Annotated in this window: 16 protein-coding genes and 1 pseudogene; 16 read left to right on the plus strand and 1 reads right to left on the minus strand. The window is 67.3% G+C overall.

From position 1 onward, the window contains the following. Positions 1-55: 55 nt before the first annotated feature. From MMSP_RS13940 to MMSP_RS14015, 16 genes are all read left to right on the plus strand, one after another. The gene (locus MMSP_RS13940) at positions 56-1,549 is read left to right on the plus strand and encodes a PE family protein (protein ID WP_020787135.1); all 1,494 of its coding nucleotides are present in this window, start codon (positions 56-58) and stop codon (positions 1,547-1,549) included. A 399-nt stretch (positions 1,550-1,948) separates the two neighbouring features. Next, positions 1,949-3,517, plus strand: coding sequence for a UDP-N-acetylmuramoyl-L-alanyl-D-glutamate--2,6-diaminopimelate ligase (locus tag MMSP_RS13945; RefSeq protein ID WP_051153676.1), 1,569 nt, complete (start codon positions 1,949-1,951; stop codon positions 3,515-3,517). Continuing rightward, a complete protein-coding gene (murF, locus tag MMSP_RS13950; protein ID WP_020787137.1) occupies positions 3,514-5,091 on the plus strand; it encodes a UDP-N-acetylmuramoyl-tripeptide--D-alanyl-D-alanine ligase in 1,578 nt (525 codons plus the stop codon). The genes MMSP_RS13945 and murF overlap by 4 nt, the downstream gene beginning before the upstream one ends. After that, the gene (mraY, locus tag MMSP_RS13955) at positions 5,088-6,167 is read left to right on the plus strand and encodes a phospho-N-acetylmuramoyl-pentapeptide-transferase (RefSeq protein WP_020787138.1); all 1,080 of its coding nucleotides are present in this window, start codon (positions 5,088-5,090) and stop codon (positions 6,165-6,167) included. Before murF ends, mraY begins: the two co-directional genes overlap by 4 nt. Before the next feature lies 1 nt (position 6,168). Further along, entirely contained in the window at positions 6,169-7,635 is a 1,467-nt protein-coding gene (gene murD, locus MMSP_RS13960) for a UDP-N-acetylmuramoyl-L-alanine--D-glutamate ligase (RefSeq protein WP_020787139.1), read from the plus strand. 6 nt (positions 7,636-7,641) lie between these two features. Further along, positions 7,642-9,273 (plus strand): putative lipid II flippase FtsW, encoded by a 1,632-nt coding sequence (gene ftsW / locus MMSP_RS13965; RefSeq protein ID WP_020787140.1) that lies wholly within the window; start codon positions 7,642-7,644, stop codon positions 9,271-9,273. Continuing rightward, positions 9,270-10,469: an undecaprenyldiphospho-muramoylpentapeptide beta-N-acetylglucosaminyltransferase gene (gene murG / locus MMSP_RS13970; protein WP_036426504.1), complete on the plus strand. Its 1,200-nt coding sequence runs from the start codon at positions 9,270-9,272 to the stop codon at positions 10,467-10,469. Before ftsW ends, murG begins: the two co-directional genes overlap by 4 nt. Then, positions 10,466-11,932, plus strand: a complete 1,467-nt coding sequence (gene murC / locus MMSP_RS13975) for a UDP-N-acetylmuramate--L-alanine ligase (RefSeq protein ID WP_020787142.1) — start codon at positions 10,466-10,468, stop codon at positions 11,930-11,932. The genes murG and murC overlap by 4 nt, the downstream gene beginning before the upstream one ends. Beyond that, positions 11,929-12,885, plus strand: a complete 957-nt coding sequence (locus MMSP_RS13980) for a cell division protein FtsQ/DivIB (RefSeq protein ID WP_020787143.1) — start codon at positions 11,929-11,931, stop codon at positions 12,883-12,885. The genes murC and MMSP_RS13980 overlap by 4 nt, the downstream gene beginning before the upstream one ends. Before the next feature lie 249 nt (positions 12,886-13,134). Beyond that, entirely contained in the window at positions 13,135-14,295 is a 1,161-nt protein-coding gene (gene ftsZ / locus MMSP_RS13985; RefSeq protein WP_012394856.1) for a cell division protein FtsZ, read from the plus strand. Between the two features lie 91 nt (positions 14,296-14,386). Further along, positions 14,387-15,094: a peptidoglycan editing factor PgeF gene (gene pgeF, locus MMSP_RS13990; RefSeq protein ID WP_036426505.1), complete on the plus strand. Its 708-nt coding sequence runs from the start codon at positions 14,387-14,389 to the stop codon at positions 15,092-15,094. Further along, positions 15,091-15,876 (plus strand): YggS family pyridoxal phosphate-dependent enzyme, encoded by a 786-nt coding sequence (locus tag MMSP_RS13995; RefSeq protein ID WP_036427278.1) that lies wholly within the window; start codon positions 15,091-15,093, stop codon positions 15,874-15,876. The genes pgeF and MMSP_RS13995 overlap by 4 nt, the downstream gene beginning before the upstream one ends. Before the next feature lie 64 nt (positions 15,877-15,940). Then, a complete protein-coding gene (locus MMSP_RS14000) occupies positions 15,941-16,612 on the plus strand; it encodes a cell division protein SepF (RefSeq protein ID WP_015356129.1) in 672 nt (223 codons plus the stop codon). A gap of 177 nt (positions 16,613-16,789) precedes the next feature. Next, the gene (locus tag MMSP_RS14005) at positions 16,790-17,080 is read left to right on the plus strand and encodes a YggT family protein (protein ID WP_020725593.1); all 291 of its coding nucleotides are present in this window, start codon (positions 16,790-16,792) and stop codon (positions 17,078-17,080) included. A 255-nt stretch (positions 17,081-17,335) separates the two neighbouring features. Next, on the plus strand, positions 17,336-18,118 hold the full coding sequence (locus tag MMSP_RS14010) for a DivIVA domain-containing protein (RefSeq protein ID WP_020787145.1): 783 nt from the start codon (positions 17,336-17,338) through the stop codon (positions 18,116-18,118). Between the two features lie 84 nt (positions 18,119-18,202). Then, positions 18,203-18,607 carry a hypothetical protein gene (locus MMSP_RS14015; RefSeq protein WP_020787146.1) on the plus strand — a complete coding sequence of 135 codons (405 nt, stop codon included), beginning with the start codon at positions 18,203-18,205 and terminating at the stop codon, positions 18,605-18,607. Between the two features lie 195 nt (positions 18,608-18,802). Here the strand turns inward: MMSP_RS14015 and MMSP_RS27520 are convergent. Next, positions 18,803-18,895, minus strand: a pseudogene (locus tag MMSP_RS27520) (VapC toxin family PIN domain ribonuclease); the annotation flags it as partial. Between the last annotated feature and the right edge of the window lie 52 nt (positions 18,896-18,947).

Raw genomic sequence — 18,947 nt, forward strand, 5'->3', positions numbered from 1 at the left:
TGTCCATCCGGGTCGCCCGCTAACCGGCATCGGACTTGCGTGAGGGGATTTAGCGATGTCTTTCGTGTCGGTAACTCAGGAGGCACTGGCCGCGGCTGCGTCGGATGTTGGGGTGATCGGGTCGAGCCTGCAGGCGGCCAATATGTCGGTGGCGGCCCCGACGGCCGGGGTGTTGGCAGCGGGTGCTGATGAGGTGTTGGTGGCGATGGCGGCGTTGTTTTCCGGTCATGGACAGGCTTATCAGACGCTCAGCGCTCAGGCGAATGCGTTTCATGCCCGGTTTTTGCAGGCGTTGACCAATGCGGGGGGCGCGTATGCGGCCGCGGAGGTGGCCAACCTATCGCCGTTGCAGGGTGTTGAGCAGGGTGTGTTGGGGGTGGTCAATGCGCCCGCGGAAGCGTTGTTGGGGCGCCCACTGATCGGTGATGGGGCGGCGGGAACCGCGGCCAGCCCTAATGGTGGGGCTGGGGGGTTGTTGTACGGCAATGGTGGGGCCGGCTACAGCTACACCAGCGGCGCCACCGCTGAGGCAGGTGGTAACGGGGGCGCGGCGGGGTTGATCGGCAATGGCGGGGCTGGAGGCAGTGGCTGGGCCGGAGGAGCTGGGGGTGCCGGGGGCAACGGTGGATGGCTCTACGGCAACGGTGGGGCCGGCGGGCTAGGCGGGGCCGCCGCTGGGGACTACACAGCGGGCGGGGTTGGTGGTGCGGGTGGCAACGCTGGGCTGTGGGGTGACGGCGGAGCCGGCGGCAACGGCGGCGCTACCTATGATTACGATCAGAATTTCTCTCGACTGGGGGCACTCGAGGGGGCCGGTGGTAACGGCGGGCATGGTGGGCTGCTTTTCGGCAATGGCGGCGGCGGTGGCGACGCCGGGGCAAATAATAAATTCGTTACGGCTCAGGCCACGCCGAACGGCGCTGCCGGAGGGTACGGGGGAAATGCCGGGCTGTGGGGCAATGGCGGGGCCGGCGGCGACGGTGGCTTCGGCGGTACCGCAACAGTAATCGGGGACGGCGGGACCGGCGGAAACGGCGGGGCCGGTGGGGTCGGCGGCACCGGGGGCATCCAGATCTACAGCGGCGGCGGCATCGGCGGAAAAGGTGGCGGCGGCGGGGCAGCCGGGTTGATCGGCGATGGCGGGGCCGGCGGGGCGGGCGGCAACGGAGGGGACGGTACTGGCGCTGGTGGCCTGGGCGGCAACGGTGCCAGCGCCGATTGGATCGGTAACGGCGGGTCCGGCGGCGCCGGCGGGTCCGGCGGACTCGGTGCACATGCCGGTGCCGGCGGGAATGGCGGGTCGTTGTACGGCAATGGCGGGTCCGGAGGGGCTGGCGGAACCGGCGCTAGCGGTGCCGGCGGCAACGGTGGTGGCGGCGGAGCAGCCGGGATGATGGGTGATGGCGGGGCCGGCGGCGACGGTGGCAACGCCGATTGGCTCGGTAACGGCGGGGCCGGCGGAACCGGCGGGTTCGGCCTACCGCCAGCGACCGGCGGTTTCGGCGGGCGAGGCGGTCGACTATTCGGCTCGCCCGGCGCCCAGGGCTGACGTGCGCTGATGTGCCTGTCGGCGGCTTGCCGGTGCTGATTGCGCCGCCGCCGTCTGCTGCTGGTTGGCTTTCATGTGGCCTAGCCGCTGTTTATCGGGGTGTCGTGCGCCTCAGTAGGTAGCGCCCAGGAACCGGCGTGAGCGCGATTGTCGGCCCCGCCCCGCCGGGTTGCGGCCGATCACGAGCTGTTCGTCGCGGTGCTTGACCTAGGCTCGGGCTCCGGCGGTCGGGAACGGCGGGCCAGATGTCCGCTGTGAGCTGGGCTGTCACTGCGGGTCAACCCAGAGTTGGGCAGCCGGCGCGGCGCCGGGTGGGTACGGCACCGCGTCGTTACCGGGCGCGACTGGGTAGGGTGTCATGGCCGACCGGTTTCTCCCGGTGTCGGCCGTCGGACGGAGGTGGTGAGCGAGGTGGAGTCGGTGTTGCGCCCCAGCGCCGGCCCAGGTGTGCCGCTGGCTGAGCTGGCAGTTCAAGTCGGAGCGGTGCTCGCCGATGGCCCACATCGAGCCGCGGCCGTCCCGGACACGCTGATCACGGGCATGACGCTGCGCGCTCAGGCGGTGCAGCCAGGCGATCTGTTCGCGGCGCTGGCAGGATCTGCCACCCACGGGGCACGCCATGCCGCCGACGCGATCGAGCGCGGTGCCGTCGCGGTGCTCACCGACCCTGCCGGGGTGACGGCGATATCCGCGCTGGGTTGTGTGCCCGGCACCGTGCCGGTACTCGTCCATCCCGCGCCCCGCGGCGTACTGGGTGAGGCCGCCGCGCTGGTGTACGGACACCCGTCCGACCGGCTGACCGTTGTCGGTATCACCGGAACGTCGGGTAAGACCACCACGACCTATCTGGTGGAGGCCGGTTTACGGGCCGCCGGGCGGGTCGCCGGCCTGATCGGCACCATCGGCATCCGCATCGATGGCGCCGACATACCCAGCACCCTGACCACCCCCGAAGCGCCCGCCCTGCAGGCAATGCTGGCGGCGATGGTCGAACGCGGGGTGGACACGGTGGTAATGGAGGTGTCCAGTCACGCGCTGACCCTGGGCCGGGTGGATGGCATCCGGTTCGCGGTCGGCGGCTTCACCAATCTGTCGCGCGATCATCTCGATTTTCACCCCACGATGGCTGACTACTTCGAAGCCAAGGCATTGCTGTTCGATCCTGCCTCGGCGCTGCGTGGCCACAGCGTGGTCGTCTGCATTGATGACGAGGCCGGTCGTGCGATGGCCGATAGAGCCGGTGTCGCCATCACCGTCAGCGCCACAGGTCAGCCGGCGCACTGGCGCGCAACCGATGTGGCCCCGGTGGGGGCCGGAGGGCAAGAATTCACCGCGCTCGATCCTGCCGGCGTGGGGCATCGGGTGCGCATTGGGTTGCCCGGACACTACAACGTGTCCAATTGCCTACTGGCGCTGGCGATTCTGGATGCTGTCGGGGTCTCGCCGGAGCAGGCTGCGCCAGGGTTGCGGGAAACCCGGGTGCCTGGGCGCCTGGAACAGGTGGACCGCGGTCAGGACTTCCTGGCGCTGGTGGACTACGCGCACAAACCCGGCGCGCTGCGGGAGGTGCTGAGCACCCTGCGGAATCCGCAGCGCCGGCTGGCGGTGGTCTTCGGGGCAGGCGGTGATCGTGACCCTGGCAAGCGTGGACCGATGGGGCGCATCGCCGCGGAGCTGGCCGATTTGGTCGTTGTGACCGACGACAATCCTCGTGGTGAGGATCCCGGGGCAATTCGACGCACGATTGTGGCCGGGGCGGCCGAAAGCGGCGGGGCGGCGCAGGTGGTTGAGATTGCCGACCGAGGTGAGGCGATTGGCTACGCGGTCGACTGGGCGCGCACCGGTGACGTGGTGCTGATTGCGGGTAAGGGGCATGAAACCGGGCAGCGTGGCGGCGCAGAAGTGCGTCCGTTCGACGACCGGGTGGAGCTGGCCCGAGCCTTAGAGGCGCTGGAGTCCTGCACATGATCGACTACACCGTCGCCGAGATCGCCGAGATTGTCGGGGGGACGCTGGTCGACATCTCGCCGCAAGAGGCTGAGCAACGGCGGGTCACCGGGACCGTGGAGTTCGATTCGCGGGCGGTCGGCCCGGGCGGATTGTTTCTGGCTCTGCCCGGCGCGCGTGCCGACGGACACGATCACGCGGCGGCGGCGGTCGCGGCCGGTGCCGTCGCCGTGCTCGCCGCCCGCCCCGTCGGGGTCCCGGCGATCGTGGTTTCACCCGAACCGGACTCGACCGCCGACGCGTTGACCGGGGTGCTCGAGCACGACGCCGACGGGTCGGGTGCGGCCGTGCTGGCCGCCCTGGCCAAGTTGGCCAAGGCGGTGGCCGCGGAGCTGGTGGCCGGCGGACTGACCATCATCGGGATCACCGGGTCGTCGGGCAAGACATCGACCAAGGATCTGGTGGCCGCGGTGCTCAAACCTTTGGGCGAGGTCGTCGCACCACCCGGGTCCTTCAACAACGAACTCGGGCATCCCTGGACCGTGCTGCGTGCCACCCGCAGCACCGACTACCTGATTCTGGAGATGTCGGCACGCCATCCCGGCAATATCGCCGCGCTGGCACGGGTGGCACCACCGGCCATTGGGGTGGTGCTCAACGTCGGCACCGCACACCTGGGGGAGTTCGGTTCACGCGAGATCATTGCCCAAACCAAATCTGAGCTGCCGCAAGCCGTCCCGGCATCCGGGGTGGTCATCCTCAACGCGGATGACCCGGCTGTGGCGGCCATGGCCGAGGTGACTGCCGCCCGGGTGGTTCGGGTGGGTAGAGCCACCGCCACCGGAGCCGGCTGGGCCGGTCCCGGTGATGTCTGGGCGGGACCGGTCTCGCTGGATCGGCTGGCCCGGCCGCAGTTCACCATGCACGCCGGTGACGCCGCGGCCCAGGTACGACTCGGGGTGTACGGGGACCACCAGGTCTCCAACGCGTTGTGCGCCGGCGCGGTGGCCCTCGAATGCGGCGCGAGCGTGTCGCAGGTGGCGGCCGCACTCGCCGAGGCGGGGCCCGTGTCGCGGCACCGGATGCAGGTGAGCACCCGGCCGGACGGGGTGACGGTGATCGATGACGCCTACAACGCCAACCCGGATTCCATGCGCGCCGGGCTGCAGGCGCTGGCGTGGATCGCCCGCGGTGAGGCGGAGTCGACCGCCGCGAGTCAGCCTGGTGTCCGGCCTCAAAGTCGGCGCAGTTGGGCAGTGCTGGGCGAGATGGCTGAGCTCGGCGCGGACGCGATAACCGAGCACGATCACATCGGCAGGCTCGCCGTGCGCTTAGATGTGTCTCGACTCGTTGTCGTGGGAACTGGGAGGTCGATGAGCGCCATGTACCACGGAGCGGTCATGGAGGGTTCGTGGGGCACGGAGGCGGTCAGCGTCCCGGACCGCGACGCTGCCCTGGCATTGTTGCGCGCGGAGATCCAACCCGGAGATGTCGTCCTGATCAAGGCCTCGAACTCGGCCGGCCTGGGTGAGCTGGCCGACGCGCTGGCTTGCGCAGACGCAGGCTGTCAAGACCGCGGGAGTGCGCACTCATGAGACAGATCATGATCGCCGTCGCCATCGCGGTGGCGGTTTCCATCCTGCTGACACCGGCCTTGATCCGGCTGTTCACCAAGCAGGGATTTGGTCACCAGATCCGTGAGGACGGCCCACCGAGCCACCACAGCAAACGCGGAACACCGTCGATGGGTGGAGTCGCGATTCTGGCCGGCATCTGGGCGGGCTACTTCGGTACCCACCTCGCCGGCCTGGCTTTTGACGGCGAAGGAATCACCGCATCGGGTCTGCTGGTGCTGGGCCTGGCGACATCGCTGGGCGGCGTCGGATTCCTCGACGACATGATCAAACTCCGCAGGTCGCGCAACCTGGGGCTGAACAAGACGGCCAAGACGGTGGGGCAGATCACCTCCGCCGTGCTGTTCGCGGTGCTGGTGTTGCAGTTCCGCAATCCGGCCGGGTTGGCGCCGGCCAGCGCCGAACTGTCCTATGTGCGCGAGATCGCCACCGTCACCTTGACGCCGGCGTTGTTCGTGCTGTTCTGTGTGCTCGTTGTCAGCGCCTGGTCGAATGCGGTCAACTTCACCGACGGGCTCGATGGGCTGGCTGCTGGGTGCATGGCGATGGTCACCGGCGCCTACGTGTTGATCACCTTCTGGCAAGACCACAACGCCTGTGTCACGGCACCCGGGCTGGGCTGCTACAACGTGCGTGATCCGCTGGACCTGACGCTCATTGCCGCCGCGACCGCCGGTGCCTGCATCGGCTTTCTGTGGTGGAATGCCGCTCCCGCCAAGATCTTCATGGGCGATACCGGATCCCTCGCGCTGGGCGGCATCATCGCCGGACTCTCGGTAACCAGCCGCACCGAGATCCTGGCGGTGGTGTTGGGGGCGCTGTTCGTCGCAGAAATCACATCGGTGGTGCTGCAGATCCTGACCTTCCGCACCACCGGGCGCCGAGTATTCCGAATGGCGCCGTTCCACCATCACTTCGAGCTGGCCGGGTGGGCCGAAACCACGGTGATCATTCGTTTCTGGCTGCTCACCGCCATCACCTGTGGTCTGGGCGTGGCCCTGTTCTACGGTGAATGGCTGGCCGCGATCGGTGCCTGACATGCTGGACCCGCTGGTGCCGGGCGCACCGGTGCTGGTCGCCGGCGCCCGGGTGACCGGCCGCGCGGTGCTGGCCGCACTGACCCGCTTCGGTGCGATACCAACGATGTGTGATGACGATCCGGCGATGCTGCGTCCCTTCGCCGAGAGCGGGGTCGCCACCGTGGACCCGTCGGTCGCCGTGCAGCAGCTGGCGCAGCCCGAACCCAGCCCGGAATCAAGATATGCCCTGGTAGTTACCAGTCCCGGTTTCCAGCCGAGCACGCCCGTGCTGGCCGCGGCGGCGGCCGCCGGCGTGCCCATCTGGGGCGATGTGGAGCTGGCCTGGAGATTGGATGCCGCGGGCTGCTACGGACCGCCGCGTCGCTGGCTGGTGGTGACCGGGACAAACGGCAAGACCACTACGACCTCGATGCTGCACGCCATGCTGGTGGCCGGCCAACACCGCAGCGTTCTGTGCGGAAACATCGGCAGCCCGGTGCTGGACGTGCTCGAGGAGCCCGCGGACCTGTTGGCCGTGGAGTTGTCGAGCTTCCAGTTGCGTTGGGCGCCATCGCTGCGGCCCGAGGCCGGCGTGGTCCTCAACATCGCCGAAGATCACCTCGACTGGCACGGCACGATGGCGGCCTACACCGAAGCCAAGGCGCGGGTGCTTACCGGTCGGGTGGCGGTGGTAGGGCTCGACGACAGCCGCGCGGCCGCGCTGCGCGACACCGCGCCGGCTCCGGTACGCGTCGGCTTCCGAATCGGTACGCCGGCGGTCGGAGAGTTGGGCCTGCGCGACGGGCATCTCGTCGACCGGGCCTTCTCCGACGATCTGGTGCTGTTGCCGGCCTCCTCTATCCCGGTGCCGGGACCGGTGGGAGTCCTCGACACCCTGGCCGCGGCCGCATTGGCTCGCGCGGTCGGGGTGTCGGCCGATGCGATCGCCGACGCGGTCGCCTCGTTTCAGGTTGGCCGGCACCGCAGCGAAGTTGTGGAGGTCGTTGACGGCATCACCTACGTCGACGACTCCAAGGCCACCAACCCGCACGCTGCCGAGGCATCGGTACTGGCCTATCCACGGGTGGTGTGGGTGGCTGGCGGACTGCTCAAGGGCGCATCCGTGGACGCGGAGGTGGCCCGGATGGCGTCGCGGCTGGTCGGGGCGGTGCTCATCGGCCAAGATCGCGCAGAGGTTGCCGAGGCGTTATCACGACACGCGCCCGATGTCCCCGTTGTCCAGGTTGTGACAAGCGAGGATGCTGATATGGGTGAGGCGTGTGGTGCTTCTGTTACAAAAGTTGACGATGTTGGGGGTTCCCTCGGCGCTCGCGTGATGCGTGCCGCGGTGGCGGCGGCTCGCAATATGGCCAGGTCCGGCGACACGGTGCTGCTGGCACCGGCCGGCGCCTCATTTGACCAGTTCACCAGCTATGGCGATCGCGGCGACGCCTTCGCGGCGGCCGTGCGCGCCGCGGTCCGGTAGGCGGGAGTGGCCAGCGCTCTGACCCGGCTGTTACGCCGGGGCAAGACCGATACCGAGAATGCCGACCTGCAGGTCGACACGGACCCGGAGGTAGCGGATTCGGCTGACTCCGCTGCCGAGCAGCCGGTAGCCGCTGACGCGAGCGACAAGGCCGCGAAGGGGCAAACCAACTCCGAGGAGCGGGGTCCGCGCACCCGTTTCGGTGCCTGGCTGGGTCGGCCTATGACGTCGTTTCACCTGATCATCGCCGTTGCTGCATTGCTGACCACCCTCGGACTGATCATGGTGCTGTCGGCCTCGGGGGTGCGGTCCTATGACGACGACGGATCGGCATGGGTGATCTTCGGCAAGCAGGTCCTGTGGACGGGGGTAGGCCTGGTCGGTTGCTACGTCGGTCTGCGCATGTCGGTGAGCTTTTTGCGGCGCATCGCGTTCTCCGGCTTTGCCTTCACCATCGTGCTGTTGGTGCTGGTGCTGATCCCGGGAATCGGCAAGGAAGCCAACGGCTCTCGGGGATGGTTCGTGGTGGCCGGCTTCTCGATGCAGCCCTCTGAGCTGACCAAGATGGCATTCGCAGTCTGGGGTGCGCACCTGCTGGCGACCCGCCGCATGGAGCGGGCATCCCTGCGCGAGATGCTGATTCCGCTGGTCCCGGCAGCGGTGATCGCGCTGGCCCTGATCGTGGCTCAGCCCGACCTCGGGCAGACGGTATCGATGGGCATCATCTTGCTGGGCCTGCTCTGGTACGCGGGCTTGCCGCTGCGCGTTTTCATGAGCTCATTTGCGGCCGTTGTTGTCTCGGCGGGGGTGCTAGCGATGACCGCGGGTTATCGGTCGGACCGAGTGCGCTCCTGGCTCGACCCCGACAACGATCCCCAAGACTCGGGCTACCAGGCGCGGCAGGCGAAGTTTGCGCTGGCCCACGGCGGCATCTTCGGTGACGGTCTGGGCCAGGGCGTGGCCAAATGGAACTACCTGCCCAACGCCCACAACGACTTCATCTTCGCGATCATCGGCGAGGAGCTGGGCCTGGTCGGAGCGCTGGGACTGCTCGGCCTGTTCGGGCTGTTCGCCTATACCGGAATGCGGATAGCACGCCGCTCGGCCGATCCGTTTCTGCGGTTGTTGACCGCCACCGTGACGCTGTGGGTGTTGGGCCAGGCGTTCATCAACATCGGCTACGTGATCGGCCTGTTGCCGGTCACCGGGTTGCAGCTGCCGCTGATTTCGGCCGGCGGGACATCGACGGCCACCACCCTTGCGATGATCGGCATCATCGCCAACGCGGCACGACACGAGCCGGAGGCGGTTGCCGCGTTACGGGCGGGCCGCGACGATAGAGTGAATCGGATGCTGCGGCTCCCGCTACCCAAGCCGTATGCGCCCACCCGCCTCGAGGTGTTCCGCGACCGTAAGCGCGTGCAGCCACCAGCTGCCCGGCCACCGGCCAAGCAGGCGGCGGCGCGGAAGGCTCCCAAGGCGGCGACTCGGCTCGCCGAGGAGCCGCTGCGGCCAGCGTTGCCCCGCAGACCAGATCGGTCGGGCGCTCGGTCCGGGCAGCAGGGGGCTGTGCAGCGCTACGCCGGTCAGCGTCATAGTGGGCGGGTTCGTGCATTGGAAGGTCAGCGTTACGGGTGAATGACACGGTCAGGGAGCCGGCTGGCGGGCTCGGGGTAAATCACGGTCCTGCGTTGTCGGTTGTGCTCGCCGGTGGCGGCACCGCGGGCCATGTGGAGCCCGCGATGGCCGTGGCCGATGCGCTCAGCGTCCTGGAACCGAATGTCGGAATCACCGCTTTGGGAACATCGCGCGGTCTGGAAACCAGGTTGGTGCCCGCGCGCGGTTATCACCTCGAGCTGATTACGCCAGTGCCGCTGCCGCGCAAACCCAGCGGCGACCTGGCCCGGCTTCCTCCCCGGGTGTGGCGAGCCGTCCGGGAGACCAGGGCGGTGCTCGACTTGGTCGATGCCGACGTCGTCATCGGATTCGGTGGCTACGTCGCGCTGCCCGCTTACCTGGCCGCCCGCGGCATCCCCGGGTTACGGCGCCGGATCCCGGTCGTGATTCATGAAGCCAACGCCAGGGCAGGGCTGGCCAACCGGGTCGGTCTACGGACCGCGGACCGGGTGCTCTCGGCGGTCCCGGATTCGGGGCTACGGGGTGCCGAGGTAGTCGGGGTGCCGGTCCGGGCAGCGATCACCGCCCTTGACCGCATGGCTCTGCGAGCGGAAGCGCGGGCTCACTTCGGCTTCGCCGACGACGCCCGGGTGTTGCTGGTGTTCGGCGGATCGCAGGGCGCGGTGTCACTCAACAAGGCGGTTTCTGCCGCTGCCGCCGAGCTGGCCGCGTCGGATGTTTCGGTGCTGCACGCGCACGGGCCAAAAAACGTCCTAGAGCTCCTAGCGCCACGTACCCCCGGCCAAGATGACCCGCCTTACGTCGCGGTGCCCTATCTGGACCGGATGGACCTCGCCTACGCCGCTGCTGACCTGGTGATATGCCGTTCCGGTGCGATGACGGTAGCCGAGGTATCGGCCGTCGGACTGCCGGCGATCTACGTTCCGCTGCCGATCGGCAACGGCGAGCAGCGGCTCAATGCGCTCCCGGTGGTCAACGCCGGCGGCGGCATGGTGGTTGCCGATGCCGATCTCACGCCGGCGCTGGTAGCTCGCGAAGTGACCGGCCTGCTCACCGACCCGCCGCGACTGGCGGCGATGACGGCGGCCGCCGCGCAGGTCGGACACCGCGACGCGGCGGCGCAGGTGGCTCAGGCGGCATTGGACATCGCGCGTCTGGCTCCGTCACGGCGACGAGCTGTCGGAGGGCGACGATGACCGCCGAGCAATTGCCGCCCGAACTGCAACGGGTGCACATGGTCGGCATCGGGGGAGCGGGGATGTCGGGCATCGCCCGCATCCTGCTCGACCGCGGTGGTTTGGTGTCGGGCTCTGACGCCAAGGAATCGCGGGGTGTGCACGCGTTGCGGGCACGCGGCGCGCTGATCCGGATCGGGCACGACGCGTCCGCACTGGACTTGCTGCCGGGTGGTGTTACGTCGGTCATCACCACCCACGCCGCCATCCCCAAGACCAATCCGGAGCTGGTCGGAGCCCGCCGCCGCGGCGTACCGGTAATGCTGCGACCGGTTGTGTTGGCCAAGCTGATGGACGGGCGCACCACCGTGATGGTGACCGGCACACACGGCAAGACCACCACGACCTCGATGGTCATCGTTGCGTTGCAGCATTGTGGCCGCGACCCCTCCTTCGCGGTGGGCGGTGAACTCGGTGAGGCCGGCACCAACGCCCACCACGGCAGCGGCGACTACTTTGTCGCCGAAGCCGACGAAAGTGACGGCTCGCTGTTGGAATACACCCCCCACGTCGCCGTGGTGACCAACATCGAGGCCGATCACCTGGACTTCTATGGCAGCACCGAGGCTTATGTCGGGGTGTTCGACGCTTTCGTGGAGCGACTCGCCCCCGGCGGAGCGCTGGTGGTCTGTGCCGATGACCCGGGCTCGGCGGCGCTGGCCGAACGCTCCGCCGAGCTGGGCATTCGGGTGCTGCGCTACGGATCGGCCGGACATGCCGGGGCCGCGTTGGCCGCGACGTTGGTGTCGTGGGAACAGCGGGGCACCGGAGCGGTTGCGCAGATCCAGCTGGCAGGCGAGGCGGACCCACGCTCGATGCGGCTTTCGGTGCCCGGGCGGCACATGGCGCTCAATGCCCTGGGTGCGCTGCTGGCAGCGATCGAGGTCGGCGCCCCGGTCGGCGAGGTGCTCGACGGCCTGGCCGGTTTCGAGGGGGTGCGTCGGCGATTCGAACTGGTCGGGACGGCGGAATCGGTGCGGGTTTTCGACGACTACGCGCACCATCCGACCGAGGTCAGGGCGACCCTGGAGGCGGTCCGCTCGGTGGTTCGCCAAAGTGGCAGCGGGCGTCTACTGGTGGTATTTCAGCCACATCTATATTCCCGGACAAAGGCTTTCGCCGCCGAGTTCGGCAGCGCTCTGGATGCCGCTGATGAGGTGTTCGTGCTCGACGTCTACGCCGCGCGCGAGCAACCGCTGACTGGGATCAGCGGAGCCAGTGTCGCCGAGCATGTCACCGTGCCGGTCCGCTATCTGCGTGACTTTTCTGCGGTGGCGGAGGTGGTGGCCGCGGCCGCGGGACCGGGCGACGTCGTTGTCACCATGGGTGCCGGAGATGTCACCCTGCTCGGACCGGAGATCGTGGCCGCGCTGCGGATGCGAGCCGATCGCAGTGAACCCGGACGGCCAGGAGTGTTGCAGTGACCGAAGCTAGCGACGGCCGATCGACCGACGTGGTCGCCGACGACCTGGACGACGAGCGCGAACCGGCCACCGTACCGATCGCCATCGATTCTCAGGAGCCGCAGGAGGCCGCGGACCAAGCCGAGGATCAGGACGAATTCGAGGGACCACGCCGTCGCGCCCGTCGTGAACGCGCCGAACGCCGTGCCGCCGAGGCTCGCGCGATCGCGATCGAGGAGGCTCGGCGCGACGCCAAGCGGCGCGCTCGCGGCCACGTCGCCAAGGAACCTCAGCCGGTCGCTCGTGGCGTCGTTCGCGGCTTGAAAATGCTGCTGGCCACCGTGGCGTTGGTGGTGGTGGGTGTGGGGTTGGGGCTGGTGCTCTACTTCACCCCGGCGATGTCGGCTCGCGATGTCGTTGTCACGGGGGTCGGCACGGTGACCCGCGAGGAAGTGCTCGGCGCGGCGAGTGTGCCGACCGGGACCCCGTTACTGCAGATCAACACCAAAGATGTCGCCGACCGAGTAGCGACGATCCGTCGGGTGGCCAGTGCGCGGGTGCAGCGCCAATACCCATCGGCGCTCCGGATCACCATTGTGGAGCGGGTGCCGCTGGTGGTGAAGGATTTCCCGGACGGCCCGCACCTGTTCGACCGCGACGGGGTGGATTTTGCGACCGGTCCGCCGCCACCCGCGCTGCCCTACCTCGACGTCGATGATCCGGGGCCGACCGATCCCGCCACGCTGGCTGCGTTGGAGGTATTGACCGCGCTGCGTCCCGAGGTCGCCGGCCAAGTGGGCCGGATCGCTGCTCCGTCTGTGTCATCGATCACTCTGACGCTCGCCGACGGGCGAGTGGTGATCTGGGGGGCCACCGATCGTGCCGAGGAGAAGGCGGAGAAGCTAGCGGCGTTATTGACGCAGCCAGGGCGGACCTACGACGTGTCCAGCCCCGATCTGCCGACCGTGAAGTAGTCCGCAACCCGCCGCGAGAGCCCGACCCGATTCGCATTCGGCGCCCGACCTGACGCCGCGCTCAGCGGTAGGGCACAAAAAAATGCGCATGACGCGTCGGCGCGCCTGCACGGCTAGTTCCCGTCGTACCCATACGGTTCTGGTTACGCGGAACTACTTGACATAACTCTAACTCTATGGTTGAGGTTGAGGGTTTTGCAAGCAGACACACCGCAGGAGAACTGAGCCCGTCAGGGAGGAAGACGAATGATGACCCCCCCGCATAACTACTTGGCTGTCATCAAGGTCGTTGGTATCGGTGGTGGCGGCGTCAACGCTGTCAACCGCATGATCGAACAGGGCCTCAAAGGCGTGGAGTTCATCGCGATCAACACCGACGCGCAGGCGTTGTTGATGAGCGATGCCGATGTCAAGCTCGACGTCGGCCGTGACTCGACCCGGGGACTCGGCGCCGGTGCCGACCCAGAGGTCGGACGCCGAGCCGCCGAAGACGCCAAGGATGAAATCGAGGAGCTGCTACGCGGCGCCGACATGGTGTTCGTCACCGCCGGCGAAGGTGGTGGCACCGGCACCGGCGGTGCGCCCGTGGTGGCCAGCATCGCGCGCAAGCTTGGTGCTTTGACCGTAGGCGTGGTGACCCGGCCGTTCTCCTTCGAGGGCAAGCGCCGCAGCAACCAGGCGGAGAACGGTATAGCGGCTTTGCGGGAAAGCTGCGACACCCTCATCGTGATCCCCAATGACCGGCTGCTGCAGATGGGTGACGCCGCCGTATCCCTGATGGACGCGTTCCGTAGCGCCGACGAGGTGCTGCTCAACGGTGTGCAGGGCATCACCGACCTGATCACCACGCCAGGCCTGATCAACGTCGACTTCGCCGACGTCAAGGGCATCATGTCTGGTGCCGGTACCGCACTGATGGGCATCGGGTCGGCCCGCGGCGATGGTCGATCACTCAAAGCCGCCGAAATTGCCATCAATTCGCCGCTGTTGGAAGCGTCGATGGAGGGCGCCCAGGGCGTGCTGATGTCGATTGCCGGTGGCAGCGACCTGGGCCTGTTCGAGATCAACGAGGCGGCGTCATTGGTACAGGATGCCGCCCACCCAGACGCCAACATCATCTTCGGAACCGTCATCGACGATTCGCTGGGCGACGAGGTGCGGGTGACCGTGATCGCAGCGGGCTTCGACGCCAGTGGACCGGGCCGCAAGCCCGTGGCGGGCGCGACCGGCGCCGCACCCGGGGAGACCGGGGGCGCGCATCGGATCGAGTCGGCCAAGGCGGGCAAGCTCAGCTCGACGTTGTTCGAGCCGGTCGACGCGGTCAGCGTGCCGCTGCATACCAATGGTGCGACGTTGAGCATTGGCGGCGATGACGACGACGTCGATGTGCCACCCTTCATGCGCCGTTGAGGGTCTCAATTTGCTTGCCAGAACGCGACAAACCGGCCGCGGCCGGACCGCGCCGCAACCTGGTCGGCAGTCGAATCCGGATACTGGTGGGGTGAGCGTTCGAATCCGCCGGGTGACTACCACTCGGAAGGGCGGTGTGTCCAAGCCGCCTTTCGACTCCTTCAACCTCGGTGACCACGTCGGTGATGACCCGGCCTCCGTGGCGGCCAACCGAGCCCGGCTGGCCGCCACCATCGGTATGCCCACCGAACGAGTGGTGTGGATGAACCAGGTCCACGGTGACCGGGTTGAGGTGGTCGACGCGCCGCGCGACAACGCTTTCGATGACACCGACGCGTTGGTGACCAAGGTTCCCGGCCTGGCGTTGGCGGTGCTGACCGCCGACTGCGTGCCGGTGTTGATGGCCGACGCGCGGGCGGGCGTCACCGCGGCCGTCCATGCCGGCCGGGTGGGCGCACAGCGCGGCATCGTGGCGCGCACGGTGGAGGCCATGCAGGCGCTGGGCGCGCAGCCCGGTGACATTTCGGCATTCCTGGGTCCGGCGGCCAGCGGGCGCAACTACGAAGTTCCCGCGGCGATGGCCGACGAGGTCGAGGCGGCGTTGCCGGGCAGCCGGACCACCAGTGCCGCCGGGACGGCCGCGCTGGACCTGCGCGCCGGAATTGCCCGCCAGCTGGGGGACTTGGGTGTGAAGTCCATCGATGTCGACCCCCGTTGCACGGTGGCGGACCCGACCCTTTTCAGCCATCGACGCGGTGCGCCCACGGGGCGGCTGGCGTCGCTGGTGTGGATGGAATGACCGCGATGGTCGTGGACATTTCAGCGCAAGGGGAGCGTCAGTCAGAACTGACGCACGCGTTGGCGGTGGTGCGGTCGCGACTCGCCGCGGCCGCCGAGGCGGCGGGGCGCAAGGTCAGTGAAATCGAGCTGCTGCCGATTACCAAGTTCTTCCCGGCGACCGATGTTGCCATCTTGGCGCGACTGGGTTGCCGAGCCGTGGGGGAGTCGAGGGACCAGGAGGCTTCGGCAAAGGTCGCCGAGCTGGCCCGGATGTTTTCCGCTCCCATGCGGTCGGGATCGCGGGGGATTCAGTGGCACATGGTGGGCCAGATTCAGCGGAACAAGGTGCGTTCGCTAGCAAACTGGGCACACACCGCTCACTCGATCGACACCCCCCAACTGGTGACAGCGCTGGACCGAGCGATAACCACGGCGATAGCCGATCGTCGGCGCGGCAATCCGTTGCGCGTGTATGTCCAAGTGAGCCTTGACGGCGACGTCTCCCGCGGCGGTGTCGACATGACCGACCCCGGTGCGGTGGACCGGATCTGCGCCCAGGTCAGCGATTTGCAGAGCCTCGAGCTGATCGGTTTGATGGGTGTTCCGCCCCGCGATTGGGGCCAGGAAAAGGCCTTTGAGCGGCTGCAATCCGAACACAGTCGAGTGCTCGAGTCGTTCCCTACGGCGGTGAGACTTTCCGCCGGTATGTCCGATGACCTCGAGATCGCCGTGAAACATGGATCGACGTGTGTGCGTGTCGGTACCGCGCTATTGGGTTCGCGGCGGTTACGGTCACCGTGAAAAGTCACTGTAGTCACACCTTCATCACAGACAACAAATATCCCAGGGCTAGAAGGGGTCAGCGATGAGCACTCTGCACAAGGTCAAGGCCTACTTCGGTATGGCTCCGATGGAGGATTACGACGACGAGTATTACGACGACCGCGGGCCTTCCCGCGGCTATTCGCGTCCTCGAGTCGAGGATGATTACGGTCGTTATGAAGGGCGCGATTTCGAAGACCCGCGCCGCGATCCTCGTGCCGGTATGCGCGCCGATTTGCGAGGCGAGCCGGCCGACTATCCACCGCCGGGCGGCTATCGGGGTGGATACCCTGATGAAGCGCGATTCCAGCCGCGCGAGTTCGACCGGGCCGATATGGCCCGGCCGCGCTTCGGGTCGTGGTTGCGCAACCCCACCCGCGGCTCGCTGGCGATGGACCCGCGCCGGATGGCGATGATGTTCGAGGAAGGTCATCCGTTGTCGAAGATCACCACACTGCGCCCCAAGGATTACAGCGAGGCACGCACCATCGGTGAGCGGTTCCGCGACGGCACGCCGGTGATCATGGACTTGGTGTCGATGGACAACGCCGACGCCAAGCGGCTGGTCGACTTCGCGGCCGGTTTGGCCTTCGCGCTGCGCGGATCGTTCGACAAGGTTGCCACCAAGGTCTTCCTGCTCTCGCCCGCAGACGTGGACGTAACCCCGGAGGAGCGTCGTCGGATCGCCGAAACCGGCTTCTACGCTTACCAATAGACAAATCTGCTGCTGTTCAGCCCGGCAGGTCGCAGCTCGGCCTGACGGGCTGTCCGCTCGTCGGGGCCGGCTGCGGTGAACCTATGCGATGTGTGCCGTTGGGCTGGTCGGTAGGCTTGCGCTTGCCGACCGCACGGGCGGCGTCCTCGTATCCGAATCGGTAAGGTCAGGCTCTCGTTGGTGCTGTTTTTCCAGATTCTCGGGTTTGCGCTGTTCATCTTCTGGCTGCTGCTCATCGCTCGGGTTGTCGTCGAGTTCATTCGTTCGTTCAGTCGTGACTGGCGCCCCACCGGTTTCACGGTGGTGATCCTCGAGATCATCATGTCGATCACCGATCCTCCGGTGAAGCTGCTGCGCCGGCTGATCCCGCAACTGACCATCGGCGCGGTGCGCTTCGATCTCTCCATCATGGTGCTGCTGCTGGTGGCCTTCATCGGGATGCAGCTGGCATTCGGTGCCGCCGCCTGAGTGGCCCCGCCGCCATTTGGACTTAGTTGAGAGACGGTTCGGCCACGATTTGGCGACAAGTTTGGCCGGCATGATTTTCAAATCTAAGGAATGTGATTTATTTGCCTGAGAGTTTGAAATTGGTCCTTATTTATTAGTCCAATCGGCAACCGCCGAGTCTGGTGTGACAGGATGGACGGCAGTTGAGCGACTGCTGCCAGTTCGTTCTACACTATCCAGATCGTTTGACCGTCCAGGAACTTGAGGGGACAAACAATGCCGCTTACACCTGCCGACGTCCACAATGTGGCGTTCAGTAAGCCGCCTATCGGCAAGCGCGGGTACAACGAAGATGAGGTCGACGCCTTCCTTGACCTGGTGGAGAACGAGCTCACTCGACTGATCGAAGAGAATTCGGATCTGCGTCAACGGATCGCTGAGCTGGCCGCGGGTGCTGGCGGCGGGGCTGCTGTGACCGCTCAGCCCACCCAAGCCATGCCCGTGTACGAGCCGGAGCCCGAGCCGGCAAAGCCCGCTGCGCCTGTGGCCTCGGCGGCAACCAACGAGGAACAGGCCATGAAGGCGGCCCGGGTGCTGAGCCTGGCGCAAGACACCGCCGACCGCCTCACCAGCACAGCTAAGGCCGAATCGGACAAGATGCTGTCCGACGCCCGCGCCAACGCCGACCAAATCCTCAGCGAGGCCCGGCACACGGCCGAGACAACGGTCACCGAAGCCCGGCAGCGCGCCGATGGGATGCTCGCGGATGCGCAGGCCCGGTCGGAGAGCCAGTTGCGGCAGGCCCAGGAGAAGGCGGACGCCCTGCAGGCCGATGCCGAGCGCAAGCACTCCGAGATCATGGGCACCATCAACCAGCAGCGCACCGTGCTGGAAGGCCGCCTCGAGCAACTGCGGACATTCGAACGCGAATACCGGACCCGTCTCAAGACCTACCTGGAGTCCCAGCTCGAGGAACTCGGTCAGCGCGGATCGGCCGCGCCGGTCGATTCGAGCGCGGACGCCGGCGGGTTCGAGCAATTCAACCGGGGCAACAACTAGCCGGGACACGGGCCGGGCTGGCCGGCTGGCGCGCAAACCCTGGTAGGTTTTGGCAGTCGCTGCCCGCCGGCCGGAGGATGACCGATGCTGATCATTGCCCTCGTTTTAGCCCTCATTGGGCTCGTTGCGCTGGTGTTCGCGGTGGTCACCAGCAATCAGCTGGTGGCGTGGGTGTGCATCGGCGCCAGTGCACTGGGTGTGGTTTTGCTGATCGTTGACGCCCTCAGGGAGCGTCAGCAACGTGAGGCGGCCAGCAAAGACCAGGATGAGGCCGAACAGCCAGCCGATGCCGACGGCGAGGCCGACTACGTCGAATACCCTGACGATGACGCCGAGGCGGAACCGGCCGCCGAAGATGTCGAGGACGTCGAAGAGGGCTCCGAGGACACCGAGGGCCAAGAGCACGCAGAGGGCACAGACGCGGGCTCCGATACTGCGGAAGAATCGACGGTGTCCGCCGACGCTAAGCGTGACGACAGCGCCGAATAGCGCGCCATGCCGTGGCTCGAGCCCGATCTTGTTGGCTAGCGCGGCTTATTGGCTCGGATTGAGCCTGTCCGACTACCTCGAGAAGCTGATGCTGTTGTCGCGAACCTGAACTGCGACACGGGTCGAGACCTGGCGGATCGGTACCTGATCGTCGTCCGTGCTGGGGTTGACTCACTCCGATATCGGGGCGGTGGGCTAGGGGTCGAGTTGGGCGGGGGCTACTCGGCACCTGGCGGCTTTGGCTCCGGTGTGCAGGCGTCGGTCCCATGCGGCGATGATCAGGCCTGGGGCGGGGACAGGGGGATTTAACCGACGTAGTGGCCGCTGAGCCGACAGACAT

The sequence above is a fragment of the Mycobacterium sp. 012931 genome, assembly GCF_000419295.1.
Lineage (GTDB): Bacteria > Actinomycetota > Actinomycetes > Mycobacteriales > Mycobacteriaceae > Mycobacterium > Mycobacterium marinum.

Excerpts from the sequence above, each read along its gene's own strand:
- MMSP_RS14000 (WP_015356129.1), top strand. The coding sequence starts at position 15,941 with ATGAGCACTCTGCACAAGGTCAAGGCCTACTTCGGTATGGCTCCGATG.
- murC (WP_020787142.1), top strand. The coding sequence starts at position 10,466 with ATGACCGCCGAGCAATTGCCGCCCGAACTGCAACGGGTGCACATGGTC.
- MMSP_RS14010 (WP_020787145.1), top strand. The coding sequence starts at position 17,336 with ATGCCGCTTACACCTGCCGACGTCCACAATGTGGCGTTCAGTAAGCCG.
- murF (WP_020787137.1), top strand. The coding sequence starts at position 3,514 with ATGATCGACTACACCGTCGCCGAGATCGCCGAGATTGTCGGGGGGACG.
- murD (WP_020787139.1), top strand. The coding sequence starts at position 6,169 with ATGCTGGACCCGCTGGTGCCGGGCGCACCGGTGCTGGTCGCCGGCGCC.
- MMSP_RS14015 (WP_020787146.1), top strand. The coding sequence starts at position 18,203 with ATGCTGATCATTGCCCTCGTTTTAGCCCTCATTGGGCTCGTTGCGCTG.
- MMSP_RS13995 (WP_036427278.1), top strand. The coding sequence starts at position 15,091 with ATGACCGCGATGGTCGTGGACATTTCAGCGCAAGGGGAGCGTCAGTCA.
- mraY (WP_020787138.1), top strand. The coding sequence starts at position 5,088 with ATGAGACAGATCATGATCGCCGTCGCCATCGCGGTGGCGGTTTCCATC.
- MMSP_RS13940 (WP_020787135.1), top strand. The coding sequence starts at position 56 with ATGTCTTTCGTGTCGGTAACTCAGGAGGCACTGGCCGCGGCTGCGTCG.
- ftsZ (WP_012394856.1), top strand. The coding sequence starts at position 13,135 with ATGACCCCCCCGCATAACTACTTGGCTGTCATCAAGGTCGTTGGTATC.